Here is an 18,167-nt window from a genome sequence, read left to right as displayed (position 1 = left end):
GACAAATTAATTGCAAAATAGAGATGCACCCTCTATACTATGTCTAAATCGACTACTTACTTTTTGTAAGTTAACAGGAGGAAATTTATCATGGATACACAAATCAGAGGAATTCACCACGTCACAGCAATGACATCTAGCGCAACAAAAATCTACCGCTTTTTTACAGATATTTTAGGAATGCGCTTAATCAAAAAAACCGTTAACCAAGATGACATCGAAACTTACCATCTTTACTTTACAGATGATACTGGTGCGCCAGGAACAGATATGACTTTCTTTGATTTCCCAAATCAGCCAAAAGGAAAAAAAGGAACAGATACGATCTCCCGTGCTTCTTTCCGTGTGCCAAGTGACGCTGCATTAGACTTTTGGTTAGAACGATTTGAAAAATATGACGTTACTCATTCAGCAATCAATGAACGTTTCGGCAAAAAATATATCGAGTTTGAAGATTTCGATAATCAATATTATCAATTGATCTCTGACGAAAACAATCAAGGTGTAGCAGCTGGCATTCCTTGGAAAAACAGCAATGTACCGACAGAGTTTGCGATCACAGGACTTGGACCTGTCTTTGTCCGTGTCAGTCAATTAGAACATATCCGCTTGATTCTTGAAAAAATCTTAGGATTCAAAGAAACAGACCATTCAGGAGATTTCTACTTATTTGAAATCGGTGAAGGCGGAAATGGTGCAAGCATTATTATTGAACATCGGACAGACTTGCCAAAAGCAATCGAAGGATTTGGAAATATCCATCACTTAGCATTGCGTGTAGCAGACAAAGAAGCATTGGAATACTGGATTCAAGTAATCAATAAGATTGAATTGCCAAATTCTGGTTTCGTCGATCGTTTCTATTTCCAATCTGAGTACTTCCTAGCCGCTCATCACGTACTGTTTGAATTAGCAACTGACGGTCCTGGATTCCTTGAAGATGAACCAGCAGAATCAGCAGGAGAAAAACTATCTCTTCCTCCATTCTTAGAAGAACGTCGTGAAGCCATTGAAGCCTATGTCCGTCCTTTCGATACAAGTGATGCAAATAAAAAACGTGAATAATCTCTTCATGCTACTTCATTTGCATCTATAGAAATAGAAAAGAGGGAACAAAATGACCTACATTTTTGAAAAAGGAACAAGTGGCAAGCATTTGATCTTACTTCATGGCACAGGTGGCGACGAACATTATTTACTGGATATCGCTCACTTTCTTGCACCAAACAGTACGTTGCTTTCTTTTCGCGGCACGGTCCAAGAAGATGGGATGAATCGTTTTTTCAAGCGTAATGGATTGAATCAATTCGACCTGGACAGTTTGGAAAAAGAAACAGATAAGCTCCATGAAAAAATCAAAGATATCAGCGAAAAAGAACAGATAGCTTTAAGCGATTGGCTGCTTGTCGGCTATTCAAATGGCGCAAACATCGCTGCTCATTTATTATTGGAGCGTGAGACCGAGCTAAATAAAGGGTTGTTTTTCCATCCGATGTCTCTAGGTGTTCATCAAAGCCGTTCCACATTAGAGGATAAAACCGTCTGGCTTTCTTATGGTGATAACGATCCAATCGTTTCCCCTGCTTCCTTTAAAGAATTGGCCGATCAATTCGAAACACGCCAAGCAAATGTGACGATTCAGCTAACTGTGACAGGTCATCAGTTGTCGATGGACGAAATCGAGCAAGCGAGGGAATGGTCAGAGCATCTTCTAACTAAATAAAAGAAAAGAACTACGACTTACATGACACAACCTGAAGCAGATATCCATCTGGATCATAGTGTGTGAAAGTCGTAGTTTTTTTGTCGAATAGTCTTAGTAGAAATAAATGATTTTTACATTTTGATACCCAAATTCATTCAGCAATATGACCGTATTTATCCCAGCTGATGTAAAAAATTTAGCAAAAAATATTAAAATCACAGAAATGAAATAAATAGTACAAAGTAAATAATCGTTTATACGAAATGAGACAAAAAGAACTGTGACAAAAAATGTGTCACAGTTCTTTTTTTCGAATAAACGGTGTTCTCCTGCCAACTCCTCGGTCACAAGTCACAATATTCAACAAACATGAGAAGCGGCTTTTTCACAACCTCTTTTGGTTACACAAGGTTCTCTTCAAAGAATGTTTCCATTTTTTCAAATGGAATGATATCTGTCTGGTCGTATAGATCTGTATGGGAAGCTCCTGGAATGATCATGAGTTCCTTGTTATCGCCTTTCAGCTCATTGAAAGCATCCTCCCCAAAGTAACGTGAGTGAGCTTTTTCCCCGTGAATGACTAATACTGCATGACGGATTTCTGGAATATAATGCAATAGTTTCGCATTCATAAGTGATAACCCTGATGTCCTATTCCAACCGTCGTTAGAATTTAAAGAACGAACATGGTATCCGCGATCTGTTTTATAATACGCATGGTAATCTTTAACAAACTGAGGAGCATCTTCAGGCAATGGGTCAACCACTCCTCCAGCACGTGCGTAGTCCCCTTGTTTGAAATCAATGATACGTTGTGCATTTAATTCTTCACGCATTTTATATCGGGCATCTTCATCCATAGCATCGAAGTAGCCATTTGCTGTTACTCGAGTCATATCGTACATTGTTGATACGACTGTTGCTTTGACCCGTGTATCGATCGCTGCCGCATTCAATGCCATACCTCCCCATCCACAAATACCGATGATTCCGATTCTCTCAGGGTTTACATTTTTTTGTACAGATAAAAAGTCTACTGCCGCTTGAAAATCTTCCGTATTGATATCAGGCGAAGCAACATATCGTGGTACTCCTCCGCTTTCTCCTGTAAACGATGGGTCAAATGCAATCGTTAAAAAGCCTCTTTCAGCCATCGTCTGCGCATATAGACCAGACGATTGTTCCTTTACTGCGCCAAATGGTCCGCTCACAGCAATTGCTGGCAATTTCTCTTCACTTACTTCTTTTGGTACATATAAATCAGCGACTAATGTGATACCGAAACGATTTGGGAAGGTCACCTTTCGATGATTGACTTGCTCGCTTTTTGGAAATACTTTGTCCCATTCTTGGGTGATATTTAATTCTTTACTCATATTCTAAACGCTCCTTCGATCAAAATTGACATTTGTTTTTGAATGTATTATCATGATAAAACTTAAACCTGACTTTAGGTCAAGGATAAAATTTTAATTTAGGAGGATTTTTTTATGTATTCCATTGGACAAGTGTCTGAAATGTTTGGATTGCCTGTTTCTACTTTACGTTATTACGACAAAGAGGGATTATTTCCTGATATCCAGCGTGTTTCCGGTATTAGAAAATTTTCAGAGAGTGAATTAGAGGCTTTGAGAGTCATTGATTGTTTGAAAAAATCTGGTTTAGAAATAAAAGACATCAAGCAATTCATGGAATGGAGCAAAGAAGGCAGTAAGACATTTGCGGTTCGTAAAGAACTATTTGAAAAGCAAAAAGAAGTTGTAGAAGAAGAAATAACAAAATTAGAAAGAGTACTCGCTATGCTAAATTACAAAAGCTGGTACTATGAAGAAGCAATAAAAACCGGCAATGAAGAAGCCGTATTGAAACTGATTCCTGATGATTTACCCCAACATGTAAAAGAAGCTTATGAACATTCTCATTGAACAAACGGATAACTCACTTTCCTTCTCTATGAACTTCATGAAAACATGAATAAACACCTCTAACTGATTGTTAGAAGTGTTTATTTTTTCACTTAAGTATCCTGCACTTACAGAAATATCCTTTTTACCGCCATCCTAATTCTGGAGCGATATCTTTTACGATTGTTTCAAGCAAGTGCATGTTATATTCTACCCCCAAAGTATTAGGAATCGTGACAAGTACTGTGTCTGCTTCTTTGATTGCTTCATCTTCAGCTAGCTCCTTGATTAATTGATCAGGTTCACCAGCAAAAGTTTTTCCAAAAATCGTCGGGTTCCGGTGATAAGCAAGATAGCCGACAGCATCTTGTTGCGGACTACCGTCTTGTCCAAATAAGCGTCGATCCAAATCAGTGGTGATTGGCTGGATCGAGCGAGTGACCAATGTTCTTGGTTCAAAATCATGACCTGCTTGCTTCCACGCTTCTTTATACGTACGTAATTGGTTTGCTTGTTGGATATGGAACGGCTCATGGGATTCGTAATTGACTAATGTAGATGATTGCAGATTCATTCCATGTTGTGCTGCCCAGATTGCCGTTTGCTGCGAACCAGCTCCCCACCAGATTCTTTGTCGTAATCCTTCTGAATAAGGTTCGATCCGTAATTTTCCTGATCCTTGTGGGAACATTGGTTGAGGATTTGGTTCTGCAAATGGTTTTCCTTCAAGTAATTCCAAGAATTCAAGGGTGCGTTCCCGTGTCACCTCTTTGATTTCTTCTTCACTGTAATCATACCCAAAGTATTTCCAGCCATCTAGGACTTGTTCAGGTGAACCACGACCCACTCCTAGTTGCACTCTTCCTTGTGTGATGATATCTGTCAATCCGGCATTTTCTGCCATATAATAAGGGTTTTCATAGCGCATATCAATAAGTCCTGTGCCGATTTCGATCTTACTCGTCTTTGCGCCGATTGCCGCTAGCAAAGGAAACGGCGACCCAATCTGAGAGGCAAAATGATGTACGCGGAAAAACGCTCCGTCTACTCCAATTTTTTCTGCTTCCACTGCTAAATCGATGGATTGCAAATAAGCATCTTGAGCTGTTTTCACGAGCGATCCTTGCTCCATCCAATGTCCAAAGCTTAAAAAGCCGATTTTTTTCAAGGTAATGACCTCCTCCAACCCTACAAAAATGGAAGGTTTTTTATTTTTAATATGAACTGATTCTACTACTTTTTTTCTTAAAAGACGAATAATTGTTCTCGCGTTATATTCAAGAAATTTATCGGCTGACTATACCCCTACTTCCTTCATCATCTGCCATGTCTTAATCTCTTTTAATAGTCTTTCCCATCGTTGTTTTTTGACTCAAAATGATTGTTTCTAACGTGTATTTATGGTAAAAAAGACAGGATGAGTTCTTTGTACACATCAATTTATACGCTGAACCACAAGAAATATATAAACTAAGAAACCCATTATTTTTTCGCTCCATCATATAGAGTTTTCTTTAGATAAACAATTACAGTTACTAATCCATAACGGAGGAAATCAAATGAAAAAAATCTATTTTTTATGTACGGGCAATTCTTGCCGCAGTCAAATAGCAGAAGGCTACGCGCGTAAATATCTGCCTCCTTCAAAGTTTGAGATCAGAAGTGCGGGGATCGAGACACATGGTTTGAATCCAAGAGCTGTAAAAATCATGGCAGAAGACGGCATCGATATTTCCAAACAGACGTCTGATTTGATTGATAGAGATTACTTTGCTCAGGCAGACTTGATCATTACACTTTGTGGTGATGCCAAAGACAAGTGCCCTGCCATTCCAAACAATCACGAACACCTTCACTGGGACCTAAAAGATCCTGCACAAGCTGTCGGGAGCGAAGAAGAAATATTAGCGGAATTCAGAAAAGTCAGAGAAGTAATCAAAACAAAGGTTTCTGACTTAAATCAATATGCTCCAAGTTTATAAAGGAATTCTCAAAAATGTTTTTACAATTAACTGATAAATAGAATTGTTCTCTAGCAAAAACTTCTTCTCTTCTTTTTGCTAGATCAATCGTTCCTCCCGTTGACAAATGGATACTTCTCTGCTATTTTATTAGCAATCAATGAAACGCGATGACAAAGAAAGTAAAGTAATGTTAGACGCCAAAGAGAGTTCCTGCTTGGTGAAAAGGAATGCGTATCTGTTACTTGAAAATGGCTTTTGAGCGGATTTCCCGAATATTTAAGGAAATACGGATGTCTACCGTTAACAAGGCACAGTTTCCAAAAGATGATTTTTTTGGGTACTGATCGAGGTAAAGTCTGTGAGGATTTTATAACCAAAGGTGGTAACGCATATCTATGCCCTTAGCAATTTTTTGCTAGGGCATTTTTTTGTACCCACTTTTGAATCGACTATCGATACTAATAAAGTCCATCCACTACTTGACCTTGGATACTATCGAAAGGAAGTGAATTTTCGGAAAATTTCGAATCATCCAACAAAATTTTGACATGATGTGGTCAAAAATTGGAAATGCGTATTCATAAATAAACAATTGGGGGAAAATAGAATGAATAAAAAATTTACAGTAAAGCATATTGTAGCTATCGGTATCGGAGCAGCTGTCTTCTTTATCTTAAAACGTTTCGTCACCATTCCAACAGGTGTTCCAAATACGGATATCGCGACCTCTTACCCTTTTCTAGCGCTGCTAGGCGTAGTTTACGGGCCAGTCGTTGCAGGATTAGCTGGTTTTATTGGCCATGCACTGGGTGATTTAACTACTTATGGTGCTTGGTGGTCATGGATCATTGCATCTGGGATTTTAGGTGTGTTTTTTGGTTTACTGACCAAACGTATCCCAATTGAAGAAGGCATATTTGGTAAAAAAGAAATCACGCTCTTCCTCGTGGGTGAAACGATTGCCAATTTAGTGACATGGGTGATTATTGCGCCTGTGGGAGATATTTTGATTTATGCAGAGGCCCCAAGTAAAGTCTTCACGCAAGGAATCGTTGCTGGAATCACAAATGCTATTGTGACGGGAATTATCGGCATTATTTTATTGAAAGCTTATGCACAGACAAAAGTCAAAAAAGGAAGTTTGAACAAAGAAGCTTAGAACGTGAGGAACTAAAATGATTGAGTTTCGTAATTTTACATTTCAATATGACAGCCAAGCTGAAGCAACATTAAAAAATATCGATTTGATTATCCATCCTGGGGAAAAAATTTTGATCATAGGACCTAGCGGCTCAGGAAAATCAACTTTGGGAAAATGTTTGAATGGCATCATTCCACAAAATGAAAAAGGAAGTTTTACTGGTCAATTAACGATCAATGGTAAAAATTTCAGTGAATCTTCTATCTATGATCTTTCATTAGAAGTAGGCACCGTTTTACAAGATACTGACAGCCAATTTGTCGGATTAACAGTAGCTGAAGATATCGCTTTTTCTCTTGAAAATGAGATGATCGAACAAAAAGAAATGCAAGAAGCAGTCAATTTCTGGGCAAAAAAGACAAATTTACTGGCCCAATTAGACAAACGTCCGCAAGATCTATCTGGCGGACAAAAGCAGCGGGTAGCAATGGCTGGTGTTTTGATCGATGAAACACCTATTCTCTTGTTTGATGAACCATTAGCTAATCTTGATCCACAGACAGGCTATGAAGCAATCCAGATGATTGACCGTCTCTATCAATCGCAACAATTTACGACGATCATTATTGAACATCGTTTGGAGGAAGTGTTAGCTGCACCAGTCGATCGCGTCATCTTGATTGATGAGGGAAAGATCATTGCGGATATAGCTCCTACTGAATTGCTGAAAAGTGATTTATTGTCGAAGTGCGGAATTCGTGAACCCTTATACATCACAGCATTAAAACGTTCTGGACTCTCATTGACAGAATTCCCAGATTTAACACAAGTCGATCAACTGGTTTCCCCAAAGATTGCTGCTGCTTTAGCAAAACAACAAGGGACTTTTTGTTCCCCTTCTAAAAAGAAAACGCCGCTATTGACATTGAAAGATGTATCCTTCCACTTCGGTAAGGAACCAATCATCAAAGGAATCGATTTAACTCTTCATCAAGGAGAGATGGTTAGTTTAGTCGGACATAATGGAGCAGGAAAATCCACATTGTCCAATCTCATCACCGGTTTCCAACCTTTCCAACAAGGAGAACTATTGTGGAAAGACCAATCAATCATATCTGAAAGCATCAAAGAGCGCGCAGACAAAATTGGCTATGTACTGCAAAACAGTAACCAAATGCTTTCTAAAAACATAGTTTTTGAAGAAGTTGCTTTGGCTTTAGAAAATCGCGGTGAAGATCCGATAAACATCCAAGAAAAAGTCTTGGAAACTTTGAAAGTATGCGGATTGTATGAATTTCGTAACTGGCCGATTTCAGCGCTGAGCTATGGACAAAAACGACGGGTAGCAGTTGCATCTATATTGGTACTCGAACCAGAATTGCTGATTCTTGATGAACCGACAGCTGGACAAGATTACTATCACTACACTAAAATGATGAAATTTTTGAAAAAATTGAATCAGCAAGGTCTCACGATTTTGATGATCACTCATGATATGCACTTGATGCTGGAATATACAGAACGGACGATTGTTTTGAAAGAAGGACAAATTATTGCAGATGAAATACCTTCGAAGGTACTATCTTCAACCGATTTAGTTACCTCGGCAAGCTTGCGGAAAACTAGTTTGTATCATTTGGCAAAAAGTAATCAGCTGACAGATGCTAGCGGATTCGTTTCGGCTTTTATTCAGCATAAGGGGGACCCTTATGACAGAGAATAATCTCATCGGTTATGTACCGAAAAAAACAATCATCCATCAACTCAGCGGTTTTACCAAACTTTTTTGTTTTCTATTACTTTCGATTATTGGGATGGTCTCTTATGACACACGATTTTTGCTTTGCCTTGCTGTGTTTTCGGTTCTCATTTTTCGGATAGCCAGAATTAGTTATTCTGAGATCTCTTTTGTATTGAAGTTCATTGCTTTTTTCTCCATTTTGAATTTATTGACTGTTTATTTATTTGCCCCAGAATACGGAGTAGCTATCTATGGTACTCGCCATGTCATCTTTGATGGAATCGGTAGATATACGCTCACTCAAGAACAGGTTTTTTATGAATTCAATTTACTGATTAAATATTTCGTTACCATTCCTCCAGGTTTGATTTTTATTTTAACGACGAATCCAAGTGAATTAGCTTCTAGTATCCATCGAATCGGTGGCTCTTATAAAATTGCTTATGCCTTTTCTTTAGCGCTACGCTACATTCCAGATATCCAAGAGGATTTTCGAACGATTTCCAAAGCCCAGCAAGCACGAGGAAATGAACTCTCTGGTAAAGCCTCTCTCATGAAACGGGTACGAGGAAATTTGACGATTGCGATCCCATTGATTTTTTCTAGTTTAGAACGTATTGAGACGATTTCTTCTGCCATGGAACTTCGGCGTTTTGGAAAGAAAAAAGGACGGACATGGCTGTCGGCAAAACCATTGCAACGGAATGATTATCTTGCACTATTTCTCGTTGTCCTTTTTTGTTCAATAGGGATTTTATTAGTGATCCTAAATGACGGACGATTCTATAATCCATTTCATTAAATAGAGGTTGTGGAGAAGCTGTTCTGCATCAAGTAATAAGTCCAGCCAAACAAAAACAGCGTTTCATGTTTTTGAATTGGCTGGACTTATTACCGCAGGTGCAAGCTTTTGAACACCGTTATTCTGAAGAAGGAACTGTAACAAGACTTTTGTTACAGTCCCTTTGTATTTAGTTTTTCAACTTCAAATAAATAGATAGAATTATTATAGATATAAAGGCAATTTTTTAATATCTGCTTATTCATAACTAGACAACAAGGTTAAAATCTCTAGTGGATGATTGGATTGCATCAACTGTGCCATTTGTTCTGGCTGCTTTTCTAAATAGTGAATAACAGAAAAAATTTTTTTGAACTCTGCATGTTTCAAATCCTTTCTCTTTATTGCCAACAGCAGTACGATACGTATCTGTTCCCCATGCCATAGGATTGGTTCTTTCATTGTAGCAATAGAAATCATCGAATGTTTTACATACAGCGGATTACCGTGAGGAATCGTTACAAATGGTGCCACTCTAGTACTGGCGTGACGGTCTCGTTCCAAGACAGAATCGACGAATTCCGGCTCCACATAATGATGTTCTACTAAGACATTCCCCATAAAATTTAAAATATCTACTGGGTCAGTCCATTCAAGCTGAGGAAAGATCAAAAATGGATGAGTAAAGCTTGCTAGATCAAACGTTTTTTTCTTCTTGATAGGTACATGTTCCAGCATATATTTTGTCAAATAGACCAGATCAGTTTCTGTGATCATTGGTGAAATCTCGATTACTGGAATATTTTCATATTTAAACGGTAATGTAGTCAAAATAAAATCAACAGGTGGAAAATCTTCCCTCTCTAGTTCTTGCTTATATTCAATTAAATCTATAATCGTTAATTCCGGAAGTTCTCTGTTCAGCCGTGCTTCAAGAAAAGTAGCCATAGCTTTTGAATATTCACTGACTAGAACTGTTTGGTATCTTTTACTTTTCTGATGTTTATGTCGCTCGATCGCCGCTTGGAAATGGATCGTTAAATAAGCTGTCTCATCTTGCGGAACATAAAAATTTTCTTTCTCAAAATAATCTTCTAGAATCAACTGTAAAACTAAAAAAAGTTGTGTGTACGTACTAAATACATTTTTCGTCAGTGGATTAGAAATCTGCAAGCCATAATGGAGTCGAAAATAGGTCGAAGATAAATGAGACCTTAAGTTTTGTTTCAGTAACTGATCTTCTTTCAATGAATAACCTAAAAACTGCTCCACTTGTACAATCAAATGATCAGCAAGTGTACTAGATTCCTTTTGAAATCGTGTGGCTGCTTGTGAGTTTGTAAAAAGATTGGCGATACGCAAAGCCAGATAATTGATTTCATCAGGAGAAAATTCAATTGGGTAAATAGTGGCTAGTCTTGCTAAGATCTGACTACTTAACTGCTGTGCTTGGGTATGCTCAACGACTTCATTTTCGTCTTTACTTAATTTCACTTTCTGGTACTGTTTCATTCGCTCAAGCATAAAATAGATATGAATCTCCACACTAGCCAGTCCTCCTGGCTGTTCTAGATGATTTTCATAGAAAACTTCTTTTAATGTATGTTGGATGACTTTTAATGTATCTTTGGCAAAAAACTCTTTCAACGAAGGACTTTGCGGATCTTCTTTCTGCATATTGCGTAGCGTCTTAACAAGCAGCTGTCTTTTTTCTTGTTCATCGCCTTTAAGAAAAGTGCCAAGTTTTGTTTTGGATACTAGCTGTAAATGATGGTACTCAAAAAAGCTTTTCAGCTCTGTCAATTCTTTACGAATCGAACGTTTTCCAACATATAGTTTTTCTGAAAGCTCTTCAAGACTAAATCCGTCTTTTGCTACTAGCAGATGGAAAATCAATAATTGACGAAGCTGGTTTTTATCCATTTCTGTTTGTGCCTCTTCATTAAGTGCTCGTTTCAATTGTTCCTTTTCGTGAGGCAGACCATTCAACAAGATCCCTGTCCCCTTTTTTCTTTCAATCATCAAAGGCAGCTGTTTGTCTCTGAACCAAGTTTCAATGACATTCAAATCGCTATGAACCGTTCTTTCCGACACATGGAAATGCTCTGCTAGCTTTTTTATTGTGATATAATTATTCGTTTCAATTAATTGGTAAATCAAAGATTGCTGACGCTGATTCATAATAAGCAGAAACTCCCTTCCAAATAAAAAATCGATCATGATAACACATCTATTATGTCTCATCACGGTCGATTTTTCATCTTATGTTATTACATTTCACTTAATAATTGGTGAACCGCTGCTTTATCTGGCGCATCCATCAATGCTTGACGGAAATCATCATCCATCAATTTACGTGAAAGACGTTGCAGTATTTTCAAGTGCATATCTCCTTGGCTGTTTTCAGGTACAGCAATCATAAAGATCATATGTGCAAGTTTTCCATCTAAAGAATGCCACTCTACTCCATCTTGACTTCTGGCAAAAGCCACTGTTGGTTTAAGAACATAAGCTGATTTTCCGTGTGGAATAGCGATGCCCATGCCGATTCCCGTCGTACTTTCCTTTTCTCTATCATAGATGACTTCTTTAAACCCGTTTTTATCTGTGATAGCCGCTGTTTTTTCTAAACGTTGGACTAAATCTTCGATTACTCCGTCTTTAGTTGTTGCTGTTTCTCCTAGAACGATGGCTTCATCTGACATAATATCCGTAATAGAATCAAAAGTTTCAGGTTTTGTATAAACACCCCTTGTTTCAGATTCTGATAAATCCGCTACCGCTACCCCATTTGCTGCAGCAACTGCAGTATGTTGTAATGTTGGTTTCAAGATTCTTAACATTAACACGGTGACAGCAATACCTGCAATCACTGCTACAAAAAACATGGCTACATGATCGACTGCTCCTAAAACTGCTACGATTGGACCGCCATGAGCGACATGATCTGTCACTCCTGAAAGCATTGCGATGACACTTCCTGTCATCGCTCCGACTACAATACTTGGAATCACTCGTAATGGATCTGTTGAAGCAAACGGAATCGCACCTTCTGTGATCCCGAACAGCCCCATTGCTAAGGATGCCTTACCAGCTTCTCGTTCTGTTTTTGTAAATTTGGTTTTCAATATCAATGATGCCAATCCTAATGCTAACGGAGGGATACAGATAGCTACAGCAATTGGACCCATAATGGAATAATTTCCTTCTGCAATCAAGCCAGATCCGAACAGAAAAGCTACTTTATTGAACGGTCCACCCATATCAAAAGCAATCATTGCTCCTAAGATCATAGCTAAAACAATTTCACTTCCTCCTTGCATCCCTGCTAAAAAGTGAGTCAACGAACTAAATAAAAGAGCTACTGGTTCTCCAATAACGTAGATAAACACAAAACCAACTGCCAATGATCCTAAAATTGGGATAACAATGATTGGCATAATCGATTGTAAAGCTTTCGGTACTCGTACTTTCTTGATTCCTAAAGCAATGAAACCTGCTAAAAATCCAGTGATGATTCCGCCTAAGAACCCCGCATTCGCATCACTACCATATAATGCGCCATTTGCTGCTAACATCCCACCAACAAATCCAGGAACAAGTCCCGGACGATCTGCAATGCTTTGCGCAATAAATGCAGATAAGATTGGAACCATCAATCCCATAGCAATACTTCCGATACTATTCATCGTTGCCCAAATCGTTCCTTCTGGTATCTTGATTCCTTCAGGCGTCGCTGTTCCGCCCAATGTTAATGAAATCGCGATCAATAATCCTCCTGTAACTACGAATGGCACCATATATGAAACACCATTCATCAAACTCTTATAGATTTTCTTACCTAAATTTTCTGATTCACTTTTAGTTTCGGCTGAAATAGTGGTCTCTGTACTTTTATAGATTGGCGCTTTTCCTGCTAAAATCTCTCCTACCAATTCATCTGCATGATGAATTCCTTCTTGCACGCCTACGGTTATCAATGGTTTGCCGCCAAATCGTGATTTATCTATTTTAGTATCCGCTGCGATGATTACACCAGCTGCTTCTTCGATATCTTTTGCAGTCAATTCATTTTCGATACCGATAGAACCATGTGTTTCGACTTTTACCTCGGCGCCAACTGCTTTCCCCGCTTTCTCTAAGTTTTCTGCTGCCATGTATGTATGGGCAATGCCAACTGGACAGGATGTAATTGCAATAATTTTTTTCATTTTCCTACCGCCTTTCTTTCTACACTTACAGTATATAAAAACGGTTTCTTTTTATTAAGCACAAAATGATTCCGTAATAACTGAAATTTTTGGAATAAATAAAAACTTCGCTAAATAAATTGATACACAATTTATTATGTTGAATAAAATAGTATTGGAAAATCTTGCATTTCTGTACTTCTGCTTACGTACATCTAAATTATTATCTACATTAACAATTTTCGTAATTAATTATAAAAAGCTTATTCCATTTCATTTCATTCTGGAATAAGCTTCTTATTTTCTAATAAGTTAGTGAATAATTTTTTTTACCATGCTTAATAGTATCCTTACGTCTCCTATACGCGTATCTCCTGTTTCTTTATCTATAATTGAACTGTAAACATGAGGAATCACTTTTTTTACACCTGCATCGATTGCAATTTTCAGAATTTCTTCAAAGTTTGAAAGATCAATTCCTCCTGTTGGCTCTAAATAGAAATCATATTTTGCGCAAGCTTCCGCAACTGCTTTAAATTCTTCCCTATGTGCTAAGCCTTCCATCGGGAAATACTTGATTGAAGTACCTCCCATGTCTTGCAGCATTTGAATGGCAGTTTCAATAGGCACTTCAGTTGCTGGCGCTTGTGAACTTAACGGACCTGTAGCAATATTGACATAGCCGATCTTACCTGTTGGTGAAACCAATCCATTGATGACCGTATCATTTTGGCCCAATAAAGCACGAGAAGTCCCCACGCCAGTAAATACTTGATTGACATGTTGTGGTTGTAAAACCCTAGATAAACGCGAAACCATCTGACTTTGGTTTGGATCTCCAGCGCCTAATCCAACTGACAACGCATTATTGGTTGCGTCTTGGTACCTTTTCATATCTTCGATTGCTGCTTCATCGCTAGCATAATTTTTCGATAGCACACCTAGTACGACATGCCCTTCCGCTGCTTCATAGCATGCTTTTGCATTTTCAACTGAATGAGCTAATACATTTAAACATACACGATTTTTATAATAATTTGGGATAACTGACAATTTAAAAGCCTCCTACATGATTTCTCTCAATCTTTTTATAATTTTTTCCATTTCGCTTTGGCTGACGGAACGAATGTCGAACTCAATGATTCCATTATTTGCTTGATATTCTCGGGTGTAGACTGATGGATTTTGTGCTTTTAATTCCTGAATGACTTCTTTCGCACTTTTATCGCCACTAATCGTTACACTTGCTCGATAAATATCTCTGCCGGCACCATCTTGAACTATTTTCGCTGATAGGCCAGGAAGTTGATTGATTGCTTTAACAAAAGGTGCTAATCGTTGCTTCATGGAGTCACCGGATTCGCTCCCATTTTTTAAATAATCTTCTAAGGCCTGGGTAAAGCCTAAAATATTATCTTTACCGATTTTCATTGCTCGGCCAATACCTTTAGACTGTAGCCGAATCCATTGAATATACTTCTTTTTTCCTATGACCAGTCCGGCACTCGGACCTTCGATTGCTTTTGCCCCAGAGTAAATCACTAAGTCAACGCCCATTTCGCTATATTTGAATAAATCTTCTTCCGCAGCTGCATCAACGATCAATGGCAAACGATGAGCTTTGGCAACTTCTACCATTTCTGCCACCGTCAGCATACTTTTCTGAACTGCATGATGACTTTTAATATATAGAAGCGCAGCAGTTTTTTCCGTAATCATCATGGAAACATGTTCCGGTGTACACATATTTGCATAGCCAGCTTCTATGACTTTTCCTCCACCTTGAGCAACCATTACTTCAACCGGTGTCCCATAATCTACATTATGTCCCTTAGGTATGATGATTTCCCGTCTAGCGATTTTTTCTGTATAGGGATGATAGACATGGTACATGTTGCCCTGTCCGATTAAAGCAGCAACAGATTGAGCAATCCCTGCTGAAGCAGAAGAAACGATTTGCGCATCTTCCACTTTCAGTAATTGAGAAAGATAAGCGCCGGTTTTGATGGCAAGATCACTCATCTCAAAAAAATGCTCGCCTCCAAATCGTTGTGCTGCTAGGACACTTTCAGATACCTTAGAAACCCCTAGGATCGTCATTTTTCCCGATGCATTAATGACTTCTTTTAAATCAAACTTTCCATAGCTAATTGTCATATATGACGCCTCCAATAATTGTTTTAATCGGTAAAATTTGTTCTTTAGCTATACGTGTAAATCCGTTGGAATCTTTCAATTCCTTTTCATTTTCAACAATCTCAAATATCGTCAAATCTGCATCATAATTGACAGCTAACTGGCCCTTATTCTTCAAATGAAAATTCCGTGCAGGAACTGCTGTAACTTTTTCAATGATTTCTTCCCAAGAATAGCCGACTACCCTCAATTTTTCTAAAGTAGTTGCTAGATCAAAAACTGGGCCATTTGTACGATTGCGGATGTAGATATCCGTACTAATAGAGGTAGCTTTCATTCCTGCTTTTAGTGCGGTTTCTGCCACATGGAAATTAAAGCTATCCGTCCCATGTCCAATATCAAAGACAACACCATTATTGTAAGCATCCCAGACAAAGTTTTTAATTTGATCTGTCTTTGGATCTAAAATACCGTTTGGTTTTCCATTAAAACAATGGGTCAATACATCGCCTCTTTCCATTCTTGACAATACTTCTTCTAACTCAGGAGGTGCAGAACCGATATGAACCATCAATGGCAGATCATTGTTTTCTGACTGGATTTTTTTAGCTAATTCTAATGGCTTAATGCCATTTTCACCAACAACTGTCTTACTCATTCTCGCTTTGATCCCGACAATAAATTCCGGCAGTTCTGCTAACGCAGTACTTACTAGATCTTCTTGAATCTTTGTTAGATCAGCAAGTTCATCTTGTTTGACAATGCCCCATTTAGAGATATTCATTAGCGCATACACATTTGTCTTGACCGATTTCGTCAATTGATAAAATTCACGGATGTTTTCTGCTCCCGTAGTTCCAGCATCAATGACCGTCGTCACACCTTTTTCGACCCCTATCTGATCAGGATAGTCATAATAAAGATTCATCTTTTCATAGCAGTGGACATGATCATCGATCCACCCAGCGGATAAATAATACTTTCCCTCCAAGTCAACTACTTCTTGCGCCGGCTGATTTATTTCTGTTGCAACTGCTTTAATCATGCCTTTTTCTATAGCGACCTCTATCTTAGATCCATCAACCAACCTTCCATTTTTAATCAAAGTATCAAACATTTAATGACCCTCTTTCTATTAATTTACTGCCGGGAAGATTGCTCCTAAAATCATTGCTCCTAAAATAGCACCTCCAGCAATTGGTTTTTTCCAAGCATAGAATCCTAGTGCTCCTAATGTAGCGCCAATGCCGATTGGAATAGATGCTGCACACGCGCTTAATATAATTAATGGACCCAAAAAACGTCCAGATGAATTTCCTGCCCCCATCATGACGTCAGCACCAAAAGTGGAATTTGATTGATTGATCGTAAATTTACGAATCAAGACAATGATGCCACCAACAATCAAACCTAGAACCAAACCAGTCAATAAAGAGAGTGCAAAATTATCGATTGGTGCCGCTATTTTCATACTTAAGAGAATTGCTGGTACCCCAATTCCGATCCCAGTTAGGATCGAACCGCCTAAGTCCAAGATCCCAACTAAAGAGCCTTCTAAAATTCTGGCAAATAAGAAACTAGCACCAAACGCTGCCGCTGCGCCATAGGATCCGCCATCCAGCCCGGCTTTTAACATCGCCACGATCGAAACTTCATTGAATGCACCCACACCATACATCACATACATGTGTGTTCCTGCAAATACAGCAGCGGACATAATTCCTACGATTAGCGGAAAAGACCAGTCTGCAAACCAAAAGCTCTTTTGCCGCTTTACTTCTAATACTTTTGCTTGTTCTTCTGTTGTCTCCATGATTCTCCTCCTATTTCACACTAAAGATATTGTGCAAGTTATCAAGCCAATTAGGCACTTGAAGCTGGAAGCTCTTGATCATTTCCATATCAAATCCACGGAAAAATCCACTGAAAATAAATAATAAAACAATAGCGATCATCATGCTCTTCGTGACGCGATTCCAACCGCTCTCATCGACGCCTTTACCAATCAAGATTCCTAGAACAACACCAGGTACCGCATTTCCCATGATCAATTGCGCGATACCGCCAAAAAGAGTGCCCCAAAAACCAGTTCGTTTCCCTGCGTCTAAAGCTGCCAACCAAAAAATAACTGGCATTACTGTATTGATCAGAATCGTCGCTGCTGGTACCAAAACGGAAACCGCCGTCACTTGTAACGCCTCTGGAATTGCTGCAGCTGTTGTGTTTAAGAAGGCTACCACCCCTGCCCCGATAACCGCTCCAATGATCCCCATTTTTTTCGGATCATGCATGGTCTGGGTGACATCTTTGTTTTTTGCTAGAAGTGCTGCCGCTGCCCAATTGGGAATGATTCGATGCGTCACATCTTGTGTGAATGCACCAGCACCAACTGAAGAAGCCCATGCATTAAAGAAAAAGCCTAAACCAAATGAAAAATGAGAAGCTGGATCACCCATGCAGGCATTCATTTCGCCTAATGTTCTAAAAGCTCCTAAACCTTGTGTATTAGGTGCATGAAACATTCGAGCTGCCCCGACAGATGCTGCAAAACCAAGTAATCCCCCGATAATAACCGATTTGACTAGAATGATTACGAAATCCACGT

The 18,167-nt window shown here is 38.7% G+C and carries 16 protein-coding genes and 1 other annotated feature; of the genes, 7 read left to right on the top strand and 9 right to left on the bottom strand.

The window, feature by feature from the left end; translation table 11 throughout:
• Positions 1 to 90: 90 nt before the first annotated feature.
• Entirely contained in the window at positions 91 to 1,065 is a 975-nt protein-coding gene (locus tag HMPREF2988_RS11500; RefSeq protein ID WP_002288275.1) for a ring-cleaving dioxygenase, read from the top strand.
• 52 nt (positions 1,066 to 1,117) lie between these two features.
• The gene (locus tag HMPREF2988_RS11495) at positions 1,118 to 1,723 is read left to right on the top strand and encodes an alpha/beta hydrolase (RefSeq protein WP_070770694.1); all 606 of its coding nucleotides are present in this window, start codon (positions 1,118 to 1,120) and stop codon (positions 1,721 to 1,723) included.
• Positions 1,724 to 2,106: 383 nt separating this feature from the next.
• On the opposite strand, the gene HMPREF2988_RS11490 is transcribed toward HMPREF2988_RS11495, so the two are convergent.
• The gene (locus HMPREF2988_RS11490; RefSeq protein WP_070770693.1) at positions 2,107 to 3,081 is read right to left on the bottom strand and encodes an alpha/beta hydrolase; all 975 of its coding nucleotides are present in this window, start codon (positions 3,079 to 3,081) and stop codon (positions 2,107 to 2,109) included.
• Between the two features lie 114 nt (positions 3,082 to 3,195).
• On the opposite strand from HMPREF2988_RS11490, the gene HMPREF2988_RS11485 reads away from it, so the two are divergent.
• Positions 3,196 to 3,630: a MerR family transcriptional regulator gene (locus HMPREF2988_RS11485; RefSeq protein ID WP_002337766.1), complete on the top strand. Its 435-nt coding sequence runs from the start codon at positions 3,196 to 3,198 to the stop codon at positions 3,628 to 3,630.
• Between the two features lie 124 nt (positions 3,631 to 3,754).
• Here the strand turns inward: HMPREF2988_RS11485 and HMPREF2988_RS11480 are convergent, their stop codons facing one another.
• Positions 3,755 to 4,777, bottom strand: a complete 1,023-nt coding sequence (locus tag HMPREF2988_RS11480; RefSeq protein WP_070770692.1) for an LLM class flavin-dependent oxidoreductase — start codon at positions 4,775 to 4,777, stop codon at positions 3,755 to 3,757.
• Between the two features lie 391 nt (positions 4,778 to 5,168).
• Between HMPREF2988_RS11480 and arsC the strand changes: the two genes are divergently transcribed.
• The 4 genes from arsC (at position 5,169) to HMPREF2988_RS11460 (ending at position 9,257) form a co-directional block, all read left to right on the top strand.
• Positions 5,169 to 5,591: an arsenate reductase (thioredoxin) gene (gene arsC / locus HMPREF2988_RS11475; RefSeq protein ID WP_010732821.1), complete on the top strand. Its 423-nt coding sequence runs from the start codon at positions 5,169 to 5,171 to the stop codon at positions 5,589 to 5,591.
• A 140-nt stretch (positions 5,592 to 5,731) separates the two neighbouring features.
• Positions 5,732 to 5,979, top strand: a binding site (T-box leader).
• 201 nt (positions 5,980 to 6,180) lie between these two features.
• The gene (locus HMPREF2988_RS11470) at positions 6,181 to 6,732 is read left to right on the top strand and encodes an ECF-type riboflavin transporter substrate-binding protein (RefSeq protein ID WP_070770691.1); all 552 of its coding nucleotides are present in this window, start codon (positions 6,181 to 6,183) and stop codon (positions 6,730 to 6,732) included.
• Between the two features lie 16 nt (positions 6,733 to 6,748).
• A complete protein-coding gene (locus HMPREF2988_RS11465; RefSeq protein WP_070770690.1) occupies positions 6,749 to 8,437 on the top strand; it encodes an ABC transporter ATP-binding protein in 1,689 nt (562 codons plus the stop codon).
• Positions 8,424 to 9,257, top strand: a complete 834-nt coding sequence (locus HMPREF2988_RS11460) for an energy-coupling factor transporter transmembrane component T family protein (RefSeq protein WP_070770689.1) — start codon at positions 8,424 to 8,426, stop codon at positions 9,255 to 9,257. The genes HMPREF2988_RS11465 and HMPREF2988_RS11460 overlap by 14 nt, the downstream gene beginning before the upstream one ends.
• 237 nt (positions 9,258 to 9,494) lie before the next feature.
• Here the strand turns inward: HMPREF2988_RS11460 and HMPREF2988_RS11455 are convergent, their stop codons facing one another.
• From HMPREF2988_RS11455 to HMPREF2988_RS11425, 7 genes are all read right to left on the bottom strand, one after another.
• Positions 9,495 to 11,417 (bottom strand): BglG family transcription antiterminator, encoded by a 1,923-nt coding sequence (locus HMPREF2988_RS11455; protein WP_070770688.1) that lies wholly within the window; start codon positions 11,415 to 11,417, stop codon positions 9,495 to 9,497.
• Between the two features lie 89 nt (positions 11,418 to 11,506).
• The gene (locus HMPREF2988_RS11450) at positions 11,507 to 13,447 is read right to left on the bottom strand and encodes a PTS fructose transporter subunit IIABC (RefSeq protein ID WP_070770687.1); all 1,941 of its coding nucleotides are present in this window, start codon (positions 13,445 to 13,447) and stop codon (positions 11,507 to 11,509) included.
• Positions 13,448 to 13,738: 291 nt separating this feature from the next.
• Positions 13,739 to 14,479 (bottom strand): 2-dehydro-3-deoxy-phosphogluconate aldolase, encoded by a 741-nt coding sequence (locus tag HMPREF2988_RS11445; RefSeq protein WP_070770686.1) that lies wholly within the window; start codon positions 14,477 to 14,479, stop codon positions 13,739 to 13,741.
• Between the two features lie 12 nt (positions 14,480 to 14,491).
• The gene (locus HMPREF2988_RS11440; protein ID WP_070770685.1) at positions 14,492 to 15,583 is read right to left on the bottom strand and encodes a DgaE family pyridoxal phosphate-dependent ammonia lyase; all 1,092 of its coding nucleotides are present in this window, start codon (positions 15,581 to 15,583) and stop codon (positions 14,492 to 14,494) included.
• On the bottom strand, positions 15,573 to 16,679 hold the full coding sequence (locus HMPREF2988_RS11435) for an amidohydrolase/deacetylase family metallohydrolase (RefSeq protein ID WP_070770684.1): 1,107 nt from the start codon (positions 16,677 to 16,679) through the stop codon (positions 15,573 to 15,575). The genes HMPREF2988_RS11440 and HMPREF2988_RS11435 overlap by 11 nt, the downstream gene beginning before the upstream one ends.
• A gap of 18 nt (positions 16,680 to 16,697) precedes the next feature.
• Positions 16,698 to 17,375: a DUF4310 family protein gene (locus HMPREF2988_RS11430; RefSeq protein WP_002309665.1), complete on the bottom strand. Its 678-nt coding sequence runs from the start codon at positions 17,373 to 17,375 to the stop codon at positions 16,698 to 16,700.
• Between the two features lie 10 nt (positions 17,376 to 17,385).
• Complete coding sequence (locus tag HMPREF2988_RS11425; protein WP_002309666.1) at positions 17,386 to 18,165, bottom strand: DUF4311 domain-containing protein; 780 nt, start codon at positions 18,163 to 18,165, stop codon at positions 17,386 to 17,388.
• Positions 18,166 to 18,167: the final 2 nt, after the last annotated feature.

The sequence above is a fragment of the Enterococcus sp. HMSC061C05 genome (genome assembly GCF_001814765.1).
GTDB lineage: Bacteria > Bacillota > Bacilli > Lactobacillales > Enterococcaceae > Enterococcus_B > Enterococcus_B lactis.
The sequence above is the reverse complement of the archived record's forward strand: the minus strand, read 5'-3'. Positions and strand labels throughout refer to the sequence as shown.

What these genes read in the sequence shown, in the direction of transcription:
- HMPREF2988_RS11440 (WP_070770685.1), bottom strand. Translation starts at nt 15,583, where the DNA reads ATGACAATTAGCTATGGAAAGTTTGATTTAAAAGAAGTCATTAATGCA.
- HMPREF2988_RS11430 (WP_002309665.1), bottom strand. Translation starts at nt 17,375, where the DNA reads ATGGAGACAACAGAAGAACAAGCAAAAGTATTAGAAGTAAAGCGGCAA.
- HMPREF2988_RS11490 (WP_070770693.1), bottom strand. Translation starts at nt 3,081, where the DNA reads ATGAGTAAAGAATTAAATATCACCCAAGAATGGGACAAAGTATTTCCA.
- HMPREF2988_RS11500 (WP_002288275.1), top strand. Translation starts at nt 91, where the DNA reads ATGGATACACAAATCAGAGGAATTCACCACGTCACAGCAATGACATCT.
- HMPREF2988_RS11470 (WP_070770691.1), top strand. Translation starts at nt 6,181, where the DNA reads ATGAATAAAAAATTTACAGTAAAGCATATTGTAGCTATCGGTATCGGA.
- arsC (WP_010732821.1), top strand. Translation starts at nt 5,169, where the DNA reads ATGAAAAAAATCTATTTTTTATGTACGGGCAATTCTTGCCGCAGTCAA.
- HMPREF2988_RS11460 (WP_070770689.1), top strand. Translation starts at nt 8,424, where the DNA reads ATGACAGAGAATAATCTCATCGGTTATGTACCGAAAAAAACAATCATC.
- HMPREF2988_RS11455 (WP_070770688.1), bottom strand. Translation starts at nt 11,417, where the DNA reads ATGAATCAGCGTCAGCAATCTTTGATTTACCAATTAATTGAAACGAAT.
- HMPREF2988_RS11495 (WP_070770694.1), top strand. Translation starts at nt 1,118, where the DNA reads ATGACCTACATTTTTGAAAAAGGAACAAGTGGCAAGCATTTGATCTTA.
- HMPREF2988_RS11485 (WP_002337766.1), top strand. Translation starts at nt 3,196, where the DNA reads ATGTATTCCATTGGACAAGTGTCTGAAATGTTTGGATTGCCTGTTTCT.
- HMPREF2988_RS11450 (WP_070770687.1), bottom strand. Translation starts at nt 13,447, where the DNA reads ATGAAAAAAATTATTGCAATTACATCCTGTCCAGTTGGCATTGCCCAT.
- HMPREF2988_RS11465 (WP_070770690.1), top strand. Translation starts at nt 6,749, where the DNA reads ATGATTGAGTTTCGTAATTTTACATTTCAATATGACAGCCAAGCTGAA.
- HMPREF2988_RS11435 (WP_070770684.1), bottom strand. Translation starts at nt 16,679, where the DNA reads ATGTTTGATACTTTGATTAAAAATGGAAGGTTGGTTGATGGATCTAAG.